Source organism: Pseudomonas sp. 2hn, from assembly GCF_019646095.1.
Classification (GTDB): Bacteria; Pseudomonadota; Gammaproteobacteria; order Pseudomonadales; family Pseudomonadaceae; genus Aquipseudomonas; species Aquipseudomonas peradeniyensis.
In genome coordinates, this window is the sequence record NZ_CP081016.1 from 4,631,218 (window position 1) to 4,651,113 (window position 19,896).

16 protein-coding genes are annotated in these 19,896 nt (G+C 65.6%); 6 read left to right on the top strand and 10 right to left on the bottom strand.

What is annotated here, in order from left to right; translation table 11 throughout:
- Nucleotides 1-11: 11 nt before the first annotated feature.
- Nucleotides 12-602: a sigma-E factor negative regulatory protein gene (locus K2O50_RS20940; RefSeq protein ID WP_050703985.1), complete on the bottom strand. Its 591-nt coding sequence runs from the start codon at nt 600-602 to the stop codon at nt 12-14.
- A gap of 31 nt (nt 603-633) precedes the next feature.
- Nucleotides 634-1,215: an RNA polymerase sigma factor RpoE gene (gene rpoE, locus K2O50_RS20945; RefSeq protein WP_010220971.1), complete on the bottom strand. Its 582-nt coding sequence runs from the start codon at nt 1,213-1,215 to the stop codon at nt 634-636.
- 436 nt (nt 1,216-1,651) lie between these two features.
- Here rpoE and nadB point away from each other — a divergent pair, with 436 nt between their 5' ends.
- Nucleotides 1,652-3,253 (top strand): L-aspartate oxidase, encoded by a 1,602-nt coding sequence (gene nadB / locus K2O50_RS20950; RefSeq protein ID WP_050703984.1) that lies wholly within the window; start codon nt 1,652-1,654, stop codon nt 3,251-3,253.
- Between the two features lie 149 nt (nt 3,254-3,402).
- On the opposite strand, the gene K2O50_RS20955 is transcribed toward nadB, so the two are convergent.
- On the bottom strand, nt 3,403-4,365 hold the full coding sequence (locus K2O50_RS20955) for an NAD(P)H-quinone oxidoreductase (protein ID WP_050703983.1): 963 nt from the start codon (nt 4,363-4,365) through the stop codon (nt 3,403-3,405).
- Between the two features lie 144 nt (nt 4,366-4,509).
- On the opposite strand from K2O50_RS20955, the gene K2O50_RS20960 reads away from it, so the two are divergent.
- Together K2O50_RS20960 and K2O50_RS20965 are read left to right on the top strand one after the other, a co-directional pair.
- Entirely contained in the window at nt 4,510-6,591 is a 2,082-nt protein-coding gene (locus tag K2O50_RS20960; protein WP_052896222.1) for a carboxy terminal-processing peptidase, read from the top strand.
- 108 nt (nt 6,592-6,699) lie between these two features.
- Complete coding sequence (locus K2O50_RS20965) at nt 6,700-8,457, top strand: bifunctional diguanylate cyclase/phosphodiesterase (RefSeq protein ID WP_050703981.1); 1,758 nt, start codon at nt 6,700-6,702, stop codon at nt 8,455-8,457.
- A gap of 70 nt (nt 8,458-8,527) precedes the next feature.
- Here K2O50_RS20965 and K2O50_RS20970 read toward each other — a convergent pair whose 3' ends face one another.
- The 6 genes from K2O50_RS20970 to K2O50_RS20995 form a co-directional block, all read right to left on the bottom strand.
- Nucleotides 8,528-8,896, bottom strand: a complete 369-nt coding sequence (locus K2O50_RS20970) for a hypothetical protein (RefSeq protein WP_050703980.1) — start codon at nt 8,894-8,896, stop codon at nt 8,528-8,530.
- Entirely contained in the window at nt 8,893-9,237 is a 345-nt protein-coding gene (locus K2O50_RS20975) for a helix-turn-helix transcriptional regulator (RefSeq protein WP_050703979.1), read from the bottom strand. The genes K2O50_RS20970 and K2O50_RS20975 overlap by 4 nt, the downstream gene beginning before the upstream one ends.
- 90 nt (nt 9,238-9,327) lie before the next feature.
- Nucleotides 9,328-9,768, bottom strand: coding sequence for a YkvA family protein (locus K2O50_RS20980; RefSeq protein ID WP_050703978.1), 441 nt, complete (start codon nt 9,766-9,768; stop codon nt 9,328-9,330).
- Between the two features lie 279 nt (nt 9,769-10,047).
- Nucleotides 10,048-10,770 (bottom strand): FKBP-type peptidyl-prolyl cis-trans isomerase, encoded by a 723-nt coding sequence (locus tag K2O50_RS20985; RefSeq protein ID WP_050703977.1) that lies wholly within the window; start codon nt 10,768-10,770, stop codon nt 10,048-10,050.
- Nucleotides 10,771-10,962: 192 nt separating this feature from the next.
- On the bottom strand, nt 10,963-11,742 hold the full coding sequence (gene map, locus K2O50_RS20990) for a type I methionyl aminopeptidase (protein ID WP_050703976.1): 780 nt from the start codon (nt 11,740-11,742) through the stop codon (nt 10,963-10,965).
- Nucleotides 11,739-11,942, bottom strand: coding sequence for a ParD-like family protein (locus K2O50_RS20995; protein WP_050703975.1), 204 nt, complete (start codon nt 11,940-11,942; stop codon nt 11,739-11,741). Before K2O50_RS20995 ends, map begins: the two co-directional genes overlap by 4 nt.
- 305 nt (nt 11,943-12,247) lie before the next feature.
- Here K2O50_RS20995 and K2O50_RS21000 point away from each other — a divergent pair, with 305 nt between their 5' ends.
- From K2O50_RS21000 to nirD, 3 genes are all read left to right on the top strand, one after another.
- Nucleotides 12,248-16,228 carry a bifunctional nitrate reductase/sulfite reductase flavoprotein subunit alpha gene (locus K2O50_RS21000; RefSeq protein ID WP_050703974.1) on the top strand — a complete coding sequence of 1,327 codons (3,981 nt, stop codon included), beginning with the start codon at nt 12,248-12,250 and terminating at the stop codon, nt 16,226-16,228.
- Between the two features lie 273 nt (nt 16,229-16,501).
- Entirely contained in the window at nt 16,502-19,054 is a 2,553-nt protein-coding gene (gene nirB, locus K2O50_RS21005; protein WP_050703973.1) for a nitrite reductase large subunit NirB, read from the top strand.
- The gene (nirD, locus tag K2O50_RS21010) at nt 19,054-19,422 is read left to right on the top strand and encodes a nitrite reductase small subunit NirD (RefSeq protein WP_050703972.1); all 369 of its coding nucleotides are present in this window, start codon (nt 19,054-19,056) and stop codon (nt 19,420-19,422) included. The genes nirB and nirD overlap by 1 nt, the downstream gene beginning before the upstream one ends.
- On the opposite strand, the gene K2O50_RS21015 is transcribed toward nirD, so the two are convergent.
- The gene (locus K2O50_RS21015; RefSeq protein ID WP_050703971.1) at nt 19,415-19,894 is read right to left on the bottom strand and encodes a hypothetical protein; all 480 of its coding nucleotides are present in this window, start codon (nt 19,892-19,894) and stop codon (nt 19,415-19,417) included. The two genes, nirD and K2O50_RS21015, sit on opposite strands and share 8 nt — an antisense overlap.
- Between the last annotated feature and the right edge of the window lie 2 nt (nt 19,895-19,896).

The window sequence follows — 19,896 nt, forward strand, 5'->3', positions numbered from 1 at the left end:
TCCTCCTTAACTTAGCGGTTTTCCAGGCTGGCGGCGCGGGCGTAAGGCAGCGCGGTCTCGTTGCCCTTCAGCGCGGACTCCTGGGCGTGCTGGCGCAGGTAGCCCGGCAGGCGTTGATCCCAGCCGGCCTGGTTCTGCAGCACACCGTTGGCCATCGGCCCGGTCGGTTGCTCGTTGCCTTCACTATAGCCTGCCAATACGGCTGGGCCTTGCGCCTGTGGCATGCTCAGGCCCTGCTGGGCAGGCTGCTGGGCGGCCAGTTCGGCACCGGTGATCTCGTCCTGGTTGTAGAAACGCACGCCGGCCAGCACGGCAACGGTCACCGAAGCGGCCACGGCCAGGCGGCCGAGGCTGCGCCACGGGCCCTGCTTGACCTTGGCCGGCACGGCCTCGTCAGCCAGCGCTGCGGAAACCGCCGAGGCGATGTCCAGCTTGGGCAGCAGAAGCTCCTTGTGCATGGCTGCGCGGGCGACCTGGTAACGCGACCAGGTGGCACGGGTTTCGGCATCGTCGACGGCATTCAGCACGCGACGCAGTTCCAATTCGTCCGCTTCGTTATCCATCACCGCGGACAGCGATTCCTGCAAAGCTTCACGACTCATGGCGGTTCCTCTCTTGGCTGTCGCCGCTGTCTCAGGTTTCCTGCAACAAGGGTTGCAGGGCTTTGTCTATGGCCTCCCGAGCGCGGAAGATTCGAGAGCGCACGGTACCCACCGGACATTGCATGACGCTGGCAATGTCCTCGTAACTCAGTCCATCGAACTCGCGCAGCGTCAATGCTGTACGCAGGTCTTCCGGCAGTTGCTGGATGGTGCGATGGACAGTGCCTTCGATTTCATCCCGCAACAACGCGCGCTCTGGGGACTCGAGATCCTTGAGACCATGATCGCCGTCGTAAAACTCCGCATCCTCGGAGCTCACATCGCTGTCTGGTGGCCGTCTGCCGCGGGACACCAGATAGTTCTTCGCCGTGTTGATGGCGATGCGGTACAGCCAGGTATAAAAAGCACTGTCACCGCGAAAATTCCCAAGCGCCCGGTATGCCTTGATGAAGGCTTCCTGCGCCACGTCCTGCGCCTCATGGGTGTCGTGTACGAAACGCACGATCAACCCGAGAATCTTGTGCTGATACTTCAGCACCAACAGATCGAAAGCTCGCCTGTCGCCACGCTGCACGCGCTCGACAAGCTGCTGATCCTCTTCCTGGGTTAGCATGAACACTCCTCAGTGATCTCGAAGGAGCGCTGCAACAGCCATCGTTCAGGCTTGCAACCATAGACTCGGGCTTTGCGCAAAAGTTCTCCCCTCCAAGCAAGTTTCCTGCGGCCCTTGGTCGGCTCGCACGAAAGACGCAGCGCGGTCACGGCCGGCTGCGTCGATAATCTGGTTTCGTTACGCAGGTGTCAGCCCAAGATAGAGCTGCCTCCTTGCGTCGCCGCGGCAATCTGTGGCGTACGGGCAGCCTTCATAGGATTTCCAAGAGTATCGGAAAGTTCCTAAAAAGATCGCCACCACCCCATATGCGCCATTGGAAATCAGGCGCCCGGGGCTGCTATAAAGGCATCCCGGCCAGGTTTCACGATAGTTTCACAGTGCCATCTGCGCTCGACTATTGTGCCGTGCCCCTTCCAAAGATTACTAGTGTCCCGACATGAGCCAACAATTCCAACATGATGTCCTGGTGATCGGCAGCGGTGCCGCCGGTCTCAGCCTGGCACTTAACCTTCCGCGCCACCTGCGCATCGCCGTGCTGAGCAAGGGCGACCTGGCCAACGGCTCGACCTTCTGGGCCCAGGGCGGCGTCGCCGCGGTACTCGACGACACCGACACCGTGCAGTCCCATGTCGAGGACACCCTCAACGCCGGTGGCGGGCTGTGCCACGAGGACGCCGTGCGCTTCACCGTCGAGCACAGCCGCGAGGCCATCCAGTGGCTGATCGAGCAAGGCGTGCCATTCACCCGTGATGAACACTACAGCGTCGACGACGGCGGCTTCGAATTCCACCTGACCCGCGAGGGCGGCCACAGCCACCGGCGCATCATCCATGCCGCCGACGCCACCGGCGCCGCGATCTTCACCACCTTGCTGGAACAGGCCCGGCAACGTTCGAACATCGAGCTGCTCGAACAGCGCGTGGCCGTCGACCTGATCACCGAGCGCCGCCTTGGCCTGGACGGCGACCGCTGCCTGGGCGCCTACGTACTGAACCGCAACTCCGGTGAGGTGGACACCTTCGGCGCACGCTTCACCGTGCTGGCCACCGGCGGCGCGGCCAAGGTCTACCTGTATACCAGCAACCCCGACGGCGCCTGCGGCGACGGCATCGCCATGGCCTGGCGCGCCGGCTGCCGGGTGGCGAACCTGGAGTTCAACCAGTTCCATCCGACCTGCCTGTACCACCCGCAGGCCAAGAGCTTCCTGATCACCGAGGCCCTGCGCGGCGAGGGCGCCCTGCTGCGCCTGCCCAACGGCGAGCGCTTCATGCCGCGCTTCGATCCGCGCGAGGAACTGGCGCCACGGGACATCGTCGCCCGCGCCATCGACCACGAGATGAAGCGCCTGGGCGTGGACTGCGTCTACCTGGACATCAGCCACAAACCGGCCGACTTCATCACCAGCCACTTCCCGACGGTCTACGAACGCTGCCTGACCTTCGGCATCGACATCACCCGCCAGCCGATCCCGGTGGTGCCCGCGGCCCACTACACCTGCGGTGGGGTGATGATCGACGAGCACGGCCACACCGACGTGCCCGGCCTGTACGCCATCGGCGAGACCAGTTTCACCGGCCTGCACGGTGCCAACCGCATGGCCAGCAATTCACTGCTCGAATGCTTCGTCTATGGCCGCGCCGCCGCCGCCGACATCGAGGCGCGCCTGGACCAGGTGGCCATGCCCCGCGCCCTGCCCTGCTGGGACGCAAGCCAGGTGACCGACTCGGACGAGGACGTGATCATCGCCCACAACTGGGACGAGCTGCGGCGGTTCATGTGGGACTATGTAGGCATCGTGCGCACCAGCAAGCGCCTGCAACGCGCCGAGCACCGGGTACGCATGCTGCTGGACGAGATCGACGAGTTCTACAGCAACTACAAGGTCAGCCGCGACCTGATCGAGCTGCGCAACCTGGCGCAGGTGGCCGAGCTGATGATCCGCTCGGCGATGCAACGCAAGGAAAGCCGGGGCCTGCACTACACCCTGGACTACCCGGGGATGCTGCCCGAGGCCCGGGACACCATTCTGGTGCCGTAGGCAGTCTGCGCGATCCCTGTAGGAGCAGCCTTGTGCCGCGAAAGGGCTGCGACGCAGCCCCAGGATATCAGCGATAACGCATCAATCGATGGGGGTGCTTCGCACCCCTTTCGCGGCACAAGGCCGCTCCTACAGGGCCATGCGCCAGATCACACGAGTGTCGGATCGATCACCAGCACCAGCTTGCCGGACACCTGGTTGCTCGCCAGTTCCGCATAGGCCGCCTCGGCGAACGCCACCGGGTAGGTGTCGACCAGCTGTGGCGACAGGCGCCCCTCGGCGAACAGGGGCCACACCTGCTGGCGCAGCTCGCGCAACAACTCTGCCTTGAACGCGTCATCGCGATTGCGCAAGGTCGAACCGGTAATTTCCAGGCGCTTGCCCAGCACCAGCGCAAGGTCCAGTTCGACCTTGCGCCCGCCCATCAGACCGATGATCACCCAGCGCCCGTCACGAGCCAACAGCTTGAGGTTGAGCGGGCCATAGCTGGCGCCCACCGGGTCGAGGATCACGTCGAACGGCCCGAGCTGCTCCAGGTCGTCGAGGTTGCCATTGCGCACCACGCCGCCCGCGGCCCCGAGGGCCTGACAATAGGCCAGGCGCTCCGGCGAACCGACACTGACCCACACCGGGTTGCCGAACGCCTTGCACAGCTGGATCGCCGCGGAACCCACGCCACTGGCACCGGCATGCACCAGCACCTTCTCACCGGCTTTCAATGCGCCCAATTGGAAGATGTTCAGCCAGGCCGTGGCATACACCTCGGGCACCGCCGCCGCCTCGTGCAGGCTCAGGCCTTCAGGCACCGGCAACACATGCCGGGCGTCGACCACGACTTCCTCGGCCATGCCGCCACCGGCCAGCAGCGCGCAGACCCGGTCGCCCACGCGCCAGTCGGCGCCGGCTCCGACCTCCTCGATGATCCCTGAGCACTCCAGGCCCATATAGGGGCTGGCGCCGGGCGGCGGCGGGTACAGTCCGGCCCGCTGCAGCAGGTCGGCACGATTCAGCCCGGCGGCGGCCACGCGAATGCGCACCTGCCCGGCATCGCAGGCCGGGCGCTCGGCCTCGACCCACGCCACATGTCCGTCAACGCCTTGCAATGCCTTCACAGTGCCTCCATAGTTGAATCATATGACCGAGCCTGGGAACGCCAAGTCCCAGGCTTTTTGCAGTATGCGTCCGGCTCCGATGGAACCGGCGAACGGATAAGACGGCCTACTATGCGTGATCAATTGCCTCCACGTCGAATCAGCATGAAGCATTTCCTCCCCAGCACCGCCCTCGCCCTCATGATCGGCCTGGGCAGCCTCACGCTCGGTGGCAATGCGGCCGCCGCCAACAAGTGGGACAGCCTGCAGCCGGACCGCGACGAGGTCGTGGCCAGCCTCAACATCGTCGAATTGCTCAAGCGCCACCACTACAGCAAGCCGCCGCTGGACGACGCCCGTTCGGTCATCATCTACGACAGCTACATCAAGCTGCTCGACCCCTCGCGCAGCTACTTCACCGCGGCCGACATCGCCGAATTCGACAAATGGAAGACCCAGTTCGACGACTTCCTCAAGAGCGGCAACCTCGAGCCCGGCTTCACCATCTACAAACGCTACCTGGACCGCGTGAAGCAGCGTCTGGACTATGCCCTGGGCGAACTGAACAAGGGCGTCGACAAGATCGACTTCAGCGTCAAGGAAGACCTGCTGGTCGACCGCAAGGACGCGCCGTGGATGAAGAACCAGGCCGAACTCGACGACCTGTGGCGCAAGCGCGTGAAAGACGAGGTGCTGCGCCAGAAGATCTCCGGCAAGGAACTCAAGCAGGTCCAGGAAACCCTGATCAAGCGCTACAAGAACCAGCTGGCGCGCCTGGACCAGACCCGCGCGGAAGACATCTTCCAGGCCTACATCAACACCTTCGCCCAGTCCTACGACCCGCACACCAACTACCTGTCGCCGGACAACGCCGAGAACTTCGACATCAACATGAGCCTGTCGCTTGAGGGCATCGGCGCGGTGCTGCAGAGCGACAACGACCAGGTCAAGATCGTGCGCCTGGTGCCGGCAGGCCCTGCCGCCAAGACCAAGCAGGTGGCCCCGGCCGACAAGATCATCGGCGTGGCCCAGGGCAACAAGGAAATGGTCGACGTGGTCGGCTGGCGCCTGGACGAAGTGGTCAAGCTGATCCGCGGCCCGAAAGGCTCGGTGGTGCGCCTGGAGGTGATTCCGGCCAGCAACGCGCCGAACGACCAGACCAGCAAGATCGTCTCGATCACCCGCGAAGCGGTCAAGCTCGAAGAGCAGGCGGCGAAGAAGTCGGTGCTCAAGCTCAAGCAGGACGGGCGTGACTACAAGCTGGGCATCATCGAGATCCCGGCCTTCTACCTGGACTTCAAGGCCTATCGCGCTGGCGACCCGGACTACAAGAGCACCACCCGCGACGTCAAGAAGCTGCTCACCGAGCTGCAGAAGGAAAAAGTCGACGGCGTGGTCATCGACCTGCGCAACAACGGTGGCGGCTCGCTGCAGGAAGCCACCGAGCTGACCAGCCTGTTCATCGAGAAGGGCCCGACCGTACTGGTGCGCAACGCCGACGGCCGTGTCGACGTGCTCGAGGACGAGAACCCGGGCGCCTTCTACAAAGGCCCGTTGGCGCTGCTGGTGAACCGCCTGTCGGCCTCGGCCTCGGAGATCTTCGCCGGTGCCATGCAGGACTACCACCGCGCGCTGATCATCGGCGGCCAGACCTTCGGCAAGGGTACCGTGCAGACCATCCAGCCGCTCAACCACGGCGAGCTCAAGCTGACCCTGGCCAAGTTCTACCGGGTTTCCGGGCAGAGCACCCAGCACCAGGGCGTGCTGCCGGACATCGCCTATCCGTCGATCATCGACACCAAGGAAATCGGCGAAAGCGCCCTGCCGGAGGCCATGCCGTGGGACACCATCCGCCCGGTGGTCAAACCGGCTTCCGATCCGTTCAAGCCGTTCCTGGCCCAGCTCAAGGCGCAGCATGAGGCGCGCAGCGACAAGGATGCCGAGTTCGTCTATATCCGCGACCGCCTGGCGCTGACCCAGAAGCTGATGAACGAGAAGACCGTCAGCCTCAACGAGCAGCAACGTCGCGCCCGCCACGATGAGATCGAGGCCAAACAGCTGGCGCTGGAGAACATCCGCCGCAAGGCCAAGGGCGAAGAGCCGCTCAAGGAGCTGAAAAAGGAAGACGAGGACGCCCTGCCCGCCGAGCCGGACGACACCAAGCCCGAGGACGATGCCTACCTGTCCGAGACCGGTCGCATCCTGCTCGACTATCTGGGCCTCAGCACGTCGGTGGCCAAGCACTGAAATGATGGCGAAATAATGTGACCTGTCATCAAACAGTCACCGGACTGTCGTGAAATGGAAGGGCCGGACGTGCAAGCGTCCGGCCTTTTTCACTTCAGGAAGCAGTCCATGACCGTCACCGAACAGCTCAGCGCATTGAGCGCCATCCTGGCTCAACGCAGCGTCCACTGTCTGTTCCAACCCATCGTCTGCCTCTCTGAAAGGCGCATCCTCGGCTACGAGGCCCTGAGCCGCGGCCCGTCCAACAGCCCGCTGCACTCGCCGCTGAACCTGTTCGCCATCGCCCGCCAGGCCGGCCGCCTCGCCGAACTGGAGGTGCTGTGCCGGGAAACCGCCTGCCGCCGTTTCAGCGAGCTTAACCTGCCGGGCCAGTTGTTCCTCAACGTCTCGCCCGAGTCCCTGGTCGAACCCGACTACCCGTCCGGGCGCACCCTGAAAATGCTCGAACAGCTCGGCCTGGCGCCCAGCCGGGTAGTCATCGAACTGACCGAGCAGACGCCCACCGAAGACTTCCAGCTGCTGTACAACGCCCTGCACCACTACCGCGACATGGGCTTTTCCATTGCCCTGGACGACCTGGGCGCCGGCTACTCGAGCCTGCGCCTGTGGTCGGAGCTGCGCCCGGACTATGTGAAGATCGACCGTCATTTCATCGATGGCATCCACCAGGACCCGCTCAAGCGCGAGTTCGTTGGCTCCATCCTGCAGATCGCCCGCGCCTCCCGCGCCCAGGTGATCGCCGAGGGCATCGAACTGGCCGAGGAACTGGCGGTACTGGGCGACATGGGGGTGACCCTGGTCCAGGGCTACCTGCTCGGCCGCCCCCAGGAGTTTCCGGTCGTGGACAGCCTCGGCCTGCCGCCGCCAATGACAGGCTCGGGCGTTGCGCTGTGCGAGGACAGCCGCGACCTCAGCGCCCTGCTTATCCAGCAACCCTCGGTCACCCTCGACACCGCCACGCAGCAGGTGCTCGACGCTTTCCGTCGACAGGCCAACCTCAATTCCCTCGCCGTGCTGGACGCGCAAGGCCGCCCCTGTGGCATCGTCCACCGCCACTTGCTCGCCGACGCCCTGCTCAAGCCCTTCGGCACCGACCTGTTCGCGCGCAAGCCGATCAGCCGCCTGATGAGCCAGGACTTTCTCGCCGTCGAGCGCGGCCAGTCGCTGCAGCAGGTCAGCCGCCTGCTTACCAGCCGTGCGCGCCAGCGTATCGAGGAGGACTTCATCATCACCCAGAATGGGCGTTACCTGGGGCTGGGGCGGGTGATCGACGTGCTCAAGCTGATCACCGAGCAGAAGATCCAGCAGGCACGGCATGCCAATCCGCTCACCTTGCTGCCGGGCAACGTGCCGATCCAGCAGTGCCTGGCGCGCCTGCTGTTGCAGCGGCGCAAGGCAGCTGTGTGCTACGTGGACATCGACAGTTTCAAGCCCTTCAACGATATCTATGGCTACGCCCGAGGCGATGAAGTGCTGTTGTGCCTGGCCCAGTGCCTGAACGACTGCGTCGATCCGAGCCGGGATTTCGTCGGCCATATCGGCGGCGACGACTTCATGCTGGTGCTGGGCTCGACGGACTGGCGCGAGCGCCTGCAATTGCTGCTGGAGGCCTTTGGCCGGCAATGTCGACGCTTCTACCGCAGCGAACACCTGGAGGCCGGGTGCTTCATCGCCCACAACCGCCAGGGACAGCGGGAGACGTTCGCCTTGCTGTCACTGTCGATCGGCGTGGTCTGGCTGGAGCCGGGCAGCAGCGACGGGCTGGATGCCGGTCAACTGGCCGAGCTCGCCTCCCAGGCCAAGCGCCAGGCCAAGGATGGCGGTGGTTCAGGCCTGAGCCTGATCGATACCACCGTGTTGCCATGATCGCCCGTCGACTCGCCGGGAAATGCGTGGGAGCGGCGGTGCGCCGATGCGACTTGCCCCGCGATGCCTGTCAGGCTTCTTCCGGGTAGCGATACTCGAACACCCGCACCACTTCCGAGGCATGCCAGGATGCCGCCTCCATGCCATCCACCGGTCCGGAAAACCGCCCCAGGCGCTCGACACACTCGAAGAACCCGGTGCGCGGCAGGCGGCTGGCCCCCTGGCTGATCACCAGCGAACTGCGCAGCGGCTGCTCGGCGCGGGCGTCGAGGGTCGCCAGGTACTCGAGGGCCGCCGTCAGGGTCTGCATGGCCGGGCTGGGCAATTGCAGACGCTCGAGCAGCGCACGGTACGTGAGCAGGTGGCGTTGACGGCGGGCCAGGTCGAGCTCGGTCAGCAGGCTCTGCCACTGCTGACGGCTGATCCTGACCTGGCTCATGACGGCTCGCTCCAGCCGGCCACGCCCAGGTGCCAGGCCAGGCTGCGCAGGATCGCAGCGTCCGGGCGTCGCTCCCCGGACTCGATCATCGCCAGGTAGGCCGGGCTGATGCCGACACTGCGTGCCAGTTGCTCCGGGGCCAGGCCCTTGGCCTCACGCAAGGACGCCAGCTGGTCCAGGGAGGACAGGCTGGCGCTCGGTTGAGTGCTCTCGTTGGGACTGACTGAGTCGGGAGCTACGGCCGGCGCCTGGCCTGCGGCCGCCAGCAACTTCTGATAGTGCTCCCAGGGAACCACTGCGTACTCGGGCTGACCGTCCCGGCTGATGACCTGAATACCCATACAACCCCCTTGACGTTGGATTACGGCATGTAATCCGTAGGCATAACCCTTATGCCAATTATATTACCAACCTCGGGGGTCTGTGCGGAATCAGCTGCCAGGACGCTCAAGGCGCAGGGCCTCGGGAGTATCAGGCAGACGCTCGACCACCCGCAGCCGTTCCGGCGACTGGGCATCGCGCCAGGCCTTGAAACGGCCCAGCTCATCAGCCACGGTCTTGAGCACCCAGCCCAGCACGGCGATGTCATCGAGCAGGCCGACACCCAGCAACCAGTCGGGGATGGCGTCCAGGGGGCTGACGAAATACAGCAGCCCGGCAACGATGGTCACCAGCGCCCTGGGGCTGACGGCGCGGTACTCGCCACGCCACCAGGCCAGGCACAGCGCCTGCATCAGGCGCAGGTCCTCGCGTAATTGGCCCAGCTTCGGCCCCTTGCGGGCCACCGCGAACAGCAGGGCCGGCAGCCGGCCACGACTGAGCAGGCGCTCGGCCAAGGGCAGGAAGCGGGCGAAATTCCAGGGTGCGCTCATGGGACCTCCAGAGGAGCAGGGGTTATCCACATTTATTGTGGATAACCTTGTGAACAGGGCGACATTGGCGCCGCGTGGTGCCCGCCGGGCAAGGGCCAGGTACGAATCGGGCGTTTTTTACACAACCGTTTCAACCGCGCAAACGTTTTGCGACACCGGCACCCGTGTCTGCGCGGCTACAGCTTGCGACAGTGAATGACGCCGACGGTTCGCGTCAAGCCGAGCTGAAAACGACGACGCCCCGTCGAAACGGGGCGTCTTCTTGCAACGGGCCGGGTATTACTTGGCCGGTGCCTGGTCGGCCTTGGCCGGATCCTTGATGGCAATCAGTTCCAGGTCGAAGACCAGGACCGAGTTGGCCGGGATCAGCGGGCTCGGGCTCTGGGCGCCATAGGCCAGCTCAGCCGGGATGTACAGCTTGTACTTCTCGCCGACGTGCATCAGTTGCAGGCCTTCGACCCAGCCCGGGATCACGCCGCTGACCGGCAGGTCGATCGGGCTGCCGCGCTCGACGGAGCTGTCGAAGACCTTGCCGTCGGTCAGCTTGCCTTCGTAGTGGACGGTGACCACGTCGGTCGGCTTGGGTTGCGGGCCGTCGGCCTTCTTGACCACTTCATACTGCAGGCCCGAAGCGGTGGTGATCACGCCAGGCTTCTTGGCGTTTTCCTCGAGGAACTTCTTGCCGGCGGCGGCAGCTTCCTCGCTGGCCTTGGCCAGGCGTTCCTCGGCGCGCTTCTGCAAGGCGGTGAAGGCTTCGACCAGCTCTTCGTCCTTGATGCGCTGCTCTTTCTTGCCTACCGCGTCCTCGATGCCCTGGGCGACGGCTTTCGAGTCCAGGTCGTCCATGCCTTCCTGGGCCAGGCTCTTGCCCATGTTCAGGCCGATACCGTAGGAGGCCTTCTGTGCCGGAGTCTTCAGCTCGACGCTGCTGGTCTGGGCGTCGCAGCCCGCGAGGACCAGGCCTACCAGGGCAACCGCGGCCGCCAAACGATGCTGTTTCATGTAATTTCCTTGTTCATGCGCCATGAGGGCAATCAGGGTAAAGCCGCGAGCTTAGCAGGCGGCCGCGACCAATGGCTACCGGCATAAGAGCGGGTTGCGCGCAGGAAGTTCCTGGGTGAAAGGTTGTTCATCCTCGGCGCTTGAAGCCAATGGCCAGTATTGACGGTTCAAGGGCGTGTTGCCGGAAGAATTTCACACAGGCCGCTGCTCTTCCTCTCGCAGCGTCAGCACCTCGAACCCGCTTTCGGTCACCGCCACCGTGTGCTCCCACTGCGCCGACAGGCTGTGGTCGCGGGTGATCACCGTCCAGCCATCGCGCAACCCGCGCGTGCCACGCCCCCCCTGGTTGATCATCGGCTCGATGGTGAACACCATCCCCGCTTGCAGCGCCATGCCCAGGCCGCGCTGGCCGTAGTGCAGCACCTCCGGTGCCTCGTGCATCTGCCGGCCAATGCCGTGCCCGCAGTACTCACGCACCACGCTGTAGCCGGCGGCCTCGGCATGGGCCTGGATGGCATGGCCGATATCGCCGAGCGTCGCGCCGGGACGCACCTGCTCGATGCCCTTCCACAAGGCGGCATAGGTGGTGTCGACCAGACGCCTGGCCTCGTCGCCGATCTTGCCGATGCAGTACATCTTCGACGAGTCGGCAATGTAGCCGCCCTGCTCCAGGGTGATGTCGACGTTGACGATCGAGCCTTCCTTGAGCACCTCGTCGACCTTGGGCATGCCATGGCAGACCACATGGTCCACCGAGGTGTTCAGCGAATAGGGGAAACCGTACTGGCCCTTGCTCGCCGGGCGGGCCTTGAGGGTTTCGACGATGAAGGCCTCGGCGCGGTCGTTGATCTGCATCGTGGTCACCCCGGGGCGAATGAAACCGTCGAGGTCGGCGAACACCCGGGCCAGCAGCTGACCGGCGTTGCGCATCAGCTCGAGCTCGGCGGCGTCCTTGAGGATGACCTTGCTCATTGCAGCAACTCCTTGAGGTTGGCCTGTTCCTGGCGCAGCAACTGGCGCAGCAGTTCCTGGTAGGTCGCTTGCGGGTGCAGTTCGGCCAGCATGCCGATGCGGATCCAATGCTCGGCCTGGGCGTTGATCGAACGCGACAGCGCGGCGCTGGCCACGCGCAGGTCTTCGTGGAGGTCGTCGGAGATCTTGACGATGCCCATGTGTTGCTACCTATATATGAAACGTATTCGAATCATATATCCGTCCGTTTGCATGTGTCATCCGTTGGTGCGTGGCTCCCCGTATCGGTGCACACCCGTCACAGATCAAGCCCATGCCACCTCGCTGAGCGTGGGCGCGGGCTTGCCCCGCGATGACATGGCCCGGGATTTGCTCCCCATACGCCATCGAGACCATCAACGCCGATGGTCCCCTCCCATCACGACGAAGGCGCCGTGTTGCCCCGCTTGCCGTTTGCAGGCCGGGCAGCCGGCGCCTTTGTCGTTTCATCAGCAGGAGATTGCCGATGAGCGACAGCCAAGTGCGCAGTGTGTGCCCGTATTGCGGGGTCGGCTGCGGCATCGTCATGCACGTGAGCGATGGCAAGGTGGTCAAGGTCAGTGGCGACAAGCAGCACCCGAGCAACTTCGGCCGCCTGTGCACCAAGGGCCAGAGCGCCCATGTGCCGCTGCAGGCCGGGCGCATGGCCCACGCCTTCGTGCGCGACCAGCGCAACCAGCAGCCGGCGCGCCGCAGCCTGGACACGGCCATCAGCGAAACCGCCGCGCGGTTGCGCGCGATCATCGACACCCATGGCGCGGATGCCGTGGCCTTGTACGTGTCCGGGCAGATGTCGCTGGAAGCCCAGTACCTGGCCAACAAACTGGCCAAGGGCTTCATCCGTACCCGCCATATCGAGTCCAACTCGCGGCTGTGCATGGCCAGTGCCGGCAGCGGCTACAAGCAGTCGCTGGGGGCGGACGGACCGCCGGGCAGCTATCAGGACTTCGAGCGCGCCGAGGTGTTCCTGGTGATCGGCGCGAACATGGCCGACTGCCACCCGATCCTGTTCCTGCGTCTGCTCGACCGGCTCAAGGCCGGGGCCAGGCTGATCGTCGTCGATCCCCGGCGCAGCGCCACCGCCGACAAGGCCGACCTGTTCCTGCAACTGCGCCCGGGCACTGATCTGGCGCTGCTCAATGGTCTTTTATACCTGCTGCATGCCAACGGCCACACCGACGCGGACTTCATCGCTCGCCACACCGAGGGCTGGGAGGACCTGCCGGCTTTTCTCGAGGACTACAGCCCGCAACGGGTCGCGGCCATCACCGGGTTGGACGAGGCCGACATCCGCGAAGCCGCCCGCCTGATCGGCGAGGCCGGTGAATGGATGAGCTGCTGGACCATGGGCCTGAACCAGAGCATCCACGGCACCTGGCACACAAATGCCCTGTGCAACCTGCACCTGGCCACCGGCGCCATCTGCCGCCCCGGCAGCGGGCCGTTCTCGCTGACCGGCCAGCCCAACGCCATGGGCGGTCGCGAGATGGGCTACATGGGGCCGGGTCTGCCGGGCCAGCGTTCGGCGCAGGTGGCGGCGGACCGCGCCTTCGTCGAGCGGCAATGGCAGCTCACGCCCGGCACGTTGCGCAGCGAGGGCGGCGAAGGCACCGTGGCGCTGTTCGAACAGCTCAAGAGCGGCGAGGTGAAGGCCTGCTGGATCATCTGCAGCAACCCGGTGGCCAGCGTCGCCAATCGCCAGCAAGTGATCGACGGCCTGAACCAGGCGCAACTGGTGATCAGCCAGGACGCCTTCCTCGACACCGAGACCAACCGCTACGCCGACATTCTCCTGCCGGCGGCGCTGTGGGCCGAGGGTGAAGGTGTGATGATCAACAGCGAGCGCAACCTGACCCTGATGCCCCGCGCCGTCGAGCCGCCCGGCGAGAGCCTTGAGGACTGGCGCCTGATCGCGCGCATCGCCTGTGCCCTGGGCTACGCGCATGCCTTCGACTACCCCGACGCCGAGGCGGTGTTCGAGGAGATCCGCCGCTTCCATAACCCGGACACCGGCTACGACCTGCGCGGCATCGACTATGCCGGGCTGCGCGCCAGCCCCCGGCAGTGGCCCTGCGCGCCGGGGCGCGAAGATGACCGCAGCCCGCTGCGCTATCGCTACGACGAACACGGCCAGCCAGCGACGCTGGCCTTTCCGACCGCCAGCGGCAAGGCACGCTTTCACGCGCGGCCCTGGCTGGCGCCCGCCGAGCTGCCGGACGACGCCTACCCCTTCGTCCTCAACACCGGCCGCGTGCAACACCACTGGCATACCCTGACCAAGACCGGCAAGGTCCCGAGTCTGAACCGCCTCGAACCCGGCCCCTTCGTCGAGATCCATTCCGACGATGCCCGCCGCCTGGGCATCCGCGACAAGGACCAGGTAGCGATCCGCTCACGCCGAGGCCAGGCGCTGCTGCCGGCCCGCCTCAGCGACCGGGTGTTGCCCGGCGGCTGCTTCGCGCCGTTCCACTGGAATGACCTGTACGGCGAGCAGTTGGCGATCAACGCGGTGACCTGCGACGCCGTCGACCCCACCTCGCTGCAACCGGCCTTCAAGTACTGCGCCGTGACCCTCGAACGGGTCGCGGGCGAACGCATCGAGGTCCTCGACCTGGACGTCACCATTCCTGCGGAGCCCGTCCCCATGCCGACCGCCACCCTCGCCCGACTGCTGGGCCTGGAGACACAACCTGCTCCGGTGCTCGCCGAAGAGGAGCGCCATTACCTGCAAGGTTTCCTGCTTGGCCTGCAGCAGACTCGCGCCGAGGGTGTGCCAAGCCTCCCGGCCACCGCACCCTTGGCGCCGGCCCGGCGCCTGTTCGTCGATGGCCTGCTGGCGGGGTTGTTTGCCCAGCCCCAAGCGCAGGTAGCAGTACCTTGCCATCGCGTGTTGTGGGCCTCGCAGACCGGCAACGGCGAGGCGCTGGCCGAACGCTGCGCCCAACGCCTGCGCGAGGCGGGGCTTAAGGTGGAGCTCAGCAGCATGGAAAGCGTCAGTCCGACACAACTGCGCGGCTGCGCCAGCGTACTGCTGATTGCCAGCACCTTCGGCGACGGCGACGCCCCGGACAGTGGCGCCGCGTTCTGGCAGGCCCTGCAGGGCGCGAGCGACGCCGACTGCGCCAAGCTGCCCTATGCGGTGCTGGCCCTGGGCGACTCCAGCTACGATCAGTTCTGCGGCTTCGGCCGCAAGCTCGACCAGCGCCTGGCGGAACTGGGCGGCCAGCGCCTGCTGGAGCGGATCGACTGCGAGCCGGATTTCGATGCCGCATTCAGTGCGTGGCTCGAGGCCCTGCTGGCGGCCCTTGGCACAAACACCCCCGCGATATCGGCACCAGCAACCGCCGAATCTCAGGGCAGACACCAGCCATGGCCTGCGCGCCTGGTGCAGAACCGCCTGCTCAATGGCCCCGGCTCGACCAAGGAGACCCGCCAACTGGTATTCGATCTCGCGGGTAGCGGCCTGGACTACCAGCCCGGTGATGCGCTGGGCGTGTGGCCGCGCAACTGCCCGGCGCTGGTCGAGGAACTGCTTGGCCTGATGCAGCTCGATGGCCAGGCCGTGGTCGAGCTTGAAGGCCAGAAACCGATGCCCCTGAGCCTGGCGCTGGAGCGGCAGCTGGACATTACCCGTGTCACGCCACGACAGCTCGAAGCGTTCAGCGAAAACACGCCATTTCTGCAACAGCTGTTGCAGCCAGAATGCAAGACCGCGCTCAAGGACTGGCTGTGGGGCCGGCAACTGGTCGATGTGCTGCGCGAGTTTCCCCGGCAATGGCCACTGGCCCGCTGGCTGGAACTGCTCAAGCCCCTTCAGCCACGGCTGTACTCGATCAGCTCAAGCCCCAAGACGCATCCGGGGCAGGTGCACCTGACGGTGTCCACGGTGCGCTACGGCGAACGCAAGGGGGTCTGCTCGGCCTTTCTCGCTGATCGTGCGGCGGACGTCGAAGTGGCCATCTTTGCCCAACCATCCAAACACTTCCGCCTGCCCGACGACGACGGCACGCCCATCGTCATGATCGGCCCCGGCACCGGCATCGCGCCCTTCCGGGCGTTCCTCGAAGAGCGCCAGGCACGCGCTGCAAGTGGCCGTAACTGGCTGTTCTTTGGCGAGCAGCACGAGGCACACGACTTCTACTATCGCGAGCAGTTGCTGGCCTGGGAAGCGCAGGGCCATGTACGCCTGAGCACCGCGTTCTCCCGCGACCAGCCGGAGAAGATCTATGTGCAGCAACGCCTGCTGGAACAGGGCGCCGAACTGTGGCGCTGGCTGCAGGACGGCGCGCATGTGTATGTCTGTGGCGATGCCCAGCGCATGGCCCGGGATGTGGATGCGGCCTTGCACCAGGTGGTGGCGCAGCACGGCGGCCTGGACGAGAGCGCGGCAGCGGCCTATGTCGAAGGCTTGGGACGGGACAAGCGCTACCGGCGGGATGTGTATTGATGCACCACGGTGGTGAGGGCTGCACCCTGCTTGTGCGACCGCACCACCTGGGCAGCTCATACCTAAAGGCAGCCTGACACGCTGCAACCCTCATGGGAGCTGGTTTGACCAGCGATGCGCGGGAGCCTGGCACACTCCCTGCTTCACATAATGCACAACAGCCCCAACGACCAACGGCGGTCGACAGGGGCCTCACACTGATGAGTACAGGCAAAGGCGCCTGGAGCTTCGACTCCAGGCGCCTTTTTCGTTTTCCGTGATCGAGGATCGGCTATGCAGGCAACAGCGAACGGGGCACAACGAGCACGACTGGTGATCGTCGGCAATGGCATGGTCGGCCATCACTGCGTCGAGCAACTGATCGAACGCGGCGCCACGGCACACTTCGAGCTGCATGTGTTCGGCGAGGAGCGCCAGCGTGCCTACGACCGGGTACACCTGTCGGAGTATTTCACCGGTAGCTGCGCCGAGACCCTGGCCCTGTGCGCCCCGGATTACTACAGCCGCCACGGCGTGCACCTGCACCTGGGCGAGACGGTGCTGGACATCGATCGCGAGCGCCGGGAGCTGGTCACCGCCGAGGGCCGCCTGGGCTACGACCAGTTGATCCTGGCTACCGGTTCCTATCCGTTCGTGCCGCCAATCGAAGGTTCCAGCGGCAATGCGCGCCTGGTCTACCGCACCCTCGAGGACCTCGACGCGATCCGCGCCGCCGCCGCAGATGCCCGCCGTGGCGTGGTGGTCGGCGGCGGCCTGCTCGGCCTCGAGGCAGCCAACGCCCTGAAGTCCCTGGGCCTGGAGGCGCATGTGGTGGAGTTCGCCCCACGCCTGATGCCGGTACAGCTGGACAGCGAAGGCGGCGCGGCGCTCAAGGCGCGGATCGAGGCCCTCGGCGTGGGCGTGCACCTGTCCCGCTCGACCCAGTCGATCAGCGCTGGCGAACAGTATCGCTACCGGATGAACTTCGACGGTGGCGAACACCTGGAGACCGACCTGATCGTGTTTTCCGCCGGCATCCGCCCACAGGACGCCCTGGGCCGGACCTGTGGCCTGGAGATCGCCGCGCGCGGAGGCGTGATGATCGACAGCCAGTGCAGGACCAGCGATCCGCAGATCTTCGCCATCGGCGAGTGCGCGTCGTGGAACGGCAGCGTGTTCGGCCTGGTCGCCCCCGGCTACGCCATGGCGCGCAACCTGGCCGCGCGGCTGCTGGGCGAGGCGGCGGACGACTTCACCGGCGCCGACATGTCGACCAAGCTCAAGCTGCTGGGCGTGGATGTCGGCTCGATTGGCGACGCCCACGGCGCCACGCCCGGCTCACGCAGCTACCGCTTCATCGACGAAGCCAACAGCGCCTACCGCCGGCTGGTGGTGGATGCCAGCGGCAAGCACGTGCTCGGCGCGGTGCTGGTGGGCGACAACAGCTACTACGACACCTTGCTGCAGTATGCCCAGAACGGCATCGCCCTGCCGGCCGACCCGGCCGCGCTGATCCTGCCCCAAGGTGGTGGCGCGCCGGCCCTGGGCGCCGATGCGCTGCCCGACAGCGCGACCATCTGCTCCTGCCATAACGTCAGCAAGGGCGCGGTGTGTGCCGCCATCGACAGTGGCTGCGGCGACCTCGCCGCCGTCAAGGGCTGCACCAAGGCCGCCAGCGGCTGTGGTGGTTGCGCGGCGCTGCTCAAGCAGGTCTTCGAGCACGAACTGACCGCCCGTGGCGTGACGGTCGACAAGAGCCTGTGCGAGCACTTTGCCTACACCCGCCAGGAACTCTACGGGCTGGTGCGGGTGGAAGGCATCCGCACCTTCGGCGAGCTGCTCGAACGCCATGGCAAAGGCCACGTGGGCTGCGACATCTGCAAGCCGGCGGTAGGCAACATCCTCGCCTCGTGCTGGAACCAGCCGATCATGGACCCGGCGCTGGTGCCGCTGCAGGACACCAACGACACCTTCATGGCCAACATGCAGAAGAACGGCACCTACTCGGTGGTGCCGCGCATTCCCGGTGGCGAAATCACCCCGCAGAAACTGATCGTCATCGGGCAGGTGGCGCAGAAATACGACCTCTACACCAAGATCACCGGCGGCCAGCGCATCGACCTGTTCGGCGCCCAGCTGCATGAACTGCCACTGATCTGGGGTGAACTGATCGCCGCCGGCTTCGAGACCGGACACGCCTACGGCAAATCGACGCGCACGGTGAAATCCTGCGTCGGCAGCACCTGGTGCCGCTATGGCGTGCAGGACAGCGTGGCCATGGCGCTGCGCCTGGAGGAGCGCTACAAGGGCCTGCGCTCACCGCACAAGCTCAAGTTCGCGGTGTCCGGCTGCACCCGCGAATGCGCCGAAGCGCAAAGCAAGGACATCGGCGTGATCGCCACCGACAAGGGTTGGAACCTGTACGTGTGCGGCAATGGCGGCATGCGCCCGCGCCACGCCGAACTGTTCGCCACCGACCTCGACGACGAAACCCTGGTACGGCTGATCGACCGCGTGCTGATGTTCTACATCCGTACCGCCGACAAGCTGCAGCGCACCTCAGTGTGGCGCGAGGGCCTCGAAGGCGGGCTCGACTACCTCAAGCAGGTGGTGATCGACGACAGCCTGGGCCTGGCCGCCGAACTCGAGGCACAGATGCAGCAGGTAGTCGACCGCTACGAATGCGAATGGGCCAACGCCCTGGGCGATCCGGAAAAGCTCAAGCGCTTCCGCACCTTCGTCAACGACCAGCGCGCCGATCCGGATGTGCACTTCGTGCGCGAGCGTGGCCAGCGCCGGCCGGCGGCGCCACTGCAGCTGATTCCCACCCATGAGGAGGCGATGTGATGAGCCCGTCCAACACGGCAGTAGCAAGTGAAACCCGCTGGCAGGCGGTGTGCCAGGCCAGCGACCTGGTCGCCGACTCCGGGGTGGTGGTGTGGCACGAGGGCGAGCAGGTGGCGTTGTTCTACCTGCCGGGACAAGGGCAGGAGCTGTACGCCGTCGGTAACCGTGACCCGCGTTCGGGCGCGAACATCATCGGGCGTGGGCTGGTGGCCAGCCTGGGAGCAACCGTGGTGGTAGCGGCGCCGCTGTACAAGCAGCATTTCTGCCTGCAAAACGGCAACTGCCTGGAAGATCCGACACAGCGCCTACCGGTGTGGCCGGTGCGTATCCATGGTGTGACGGTCGAACTGGGACAAGGGCTCAGATGACAATCAGCTTGCCGGGGGCATGCCCCACCGGCCAGTGCCCGGCCAGGTACAGGTCGACCACCCGACGCCAGTGATCGCCCAGACCGAAGAACTGCTCGGTGGCGTACTGACGGAACGCATAGGCCGCGCCGCCGCGAGCGGCCTCGCTGAAGTCGTGCGGGCGGCAGGTGAACGGCGCCTTGTCGAGCGTGCGGGTGGCGGCCATCACTGCCCTGTTCAGCGCCATGCGCTGCTCGCTCAGCGCTTTGGGCGTCTCTTGCCGCGGGTAGTACGGGTCGTCTTCGCCCGGCGAGGTGGGGAGCCACTGAGTGGCATCGTACAAGCCCTGAAACGCCTGGTCCGAGGGGGTCACGAACACCGCCTCGACCGAGGCGATGAGAATCACCTGCGGATCGTGGATGTCGGGCTTGCCCAGATTATCGAAGAATCGAGTCTGCCCGATCCGCTCGAGCGTTTGTTCCAGGTCGATCATGT

Excerpts from the sequence above, each read along its gene's own strand:
- K2O50_RS20985 (WP_050703977.1), bottom strand. The coding sequence starts at position 10,770 with ATGAAACAGCATCGTTTGGCGGCCGCGGTTGCCCTGGTAGGCCTGGTC.
- K2O50_RS20960 (WP_052896222.1), top strand. The coding sequence starts at position 4,510 with ATGAAGCATTTCCTCCCCAGCACCGCCCTCGCCCTCATGATCGGCCTG.
- K2O50_RS20970 (WP_050703980.1), bottom strand. The coding sequence starts at position 8,896 with ATGAGCCAGGTCAGGATCAGCCGTCAGCAGTGGCAGAGCCTGCTGACC.
- nirD (WP_050703972.1), top strand. The coding sequence starts at position 19,054 with ATGAGCCCGTCCAACACGGCAGTAGCAAGTGAAACCCGCTGGCAGGCG.
- K2O50_RS20975 (WP_050703979.1), bottom strand. The coding sequence starts at position 9,237 with ATGGGTATTCAGGTCATCAGCCGGGACGGTCAGCCCGAGTACGCAGTG.
- nirB (WP_050703973.1), top strand. The coding sequence starts at position 16,502 with ATGCAGGCAACAGCGAACGGGGCACAACGAGCACGACTGGTGATCGTC.
- map (WP_050703976.1), bottom strand. The coding sequence starts at position 11,742 with ATGAGCAAGGTCATCCTCAAGGACGCCGCCGAGCTCGAGCTGATGCGC.
- K2O50_RS20965 (WP_050703981.1), top strand. The coding sequence starts at position 6,700 with ATGACCGTCACCGAACAGCTCAGCGCATTGAGCGCCATCCTGGCTCAA.
- K2O50_RS20980 (WP_050703978.1), bottom strand. The coding sequence starts at position 9,768 with ATGAGCGCACCCTGGAATTTCGCCCGCTTCCTGCCCTTGGCCGAGCGC.
- rpoE (WP_010220971.1), bottom strand. The coding sequence starts at position 1,215 with ATGCTAACCCAGGAAGAGGATCAGCAGCTTGTCGAGCGCGTGCAGCGT.
- K2O50_RS21000 (WP_050703974.1), top strand. The coding sequence starts at position 12,248 with ATGAGCGACAGCCAAGTGCGCAGTGTGTGCCCGTATTGCGGGGTCGGC.
- K2O50_RS20995 (WP_050703975.1), bottom strand. The coding sequence starts at position 11,942 with ATGGGCATCGTCAAGATCTCCGACGACCTCCACGAAGACCTGCGCGTG.
- K2O50_RS20940 (WP_050703985.1), bottom strand. The coding sequence starts at position 602 with ATGAGTCGTGAAGCTTTGCAGGAATCGCTGTCCGCGGTGATGGATAAC.
- nadB (WP_050703984.1), top strand. The coding sequence starts at position 1,652 with ATGAGCCAACAATTCCAACATGATGTCCTGGTGATCGGCAGCGGTGCC.
- K2O50_RS21015 (WP_050703971.1), bottom strand. The coding sequence starts at position 19,894 with ATGATCGACCTGGAACAAACGCTCGAGCGGATCGGGCAGACTCGATTC.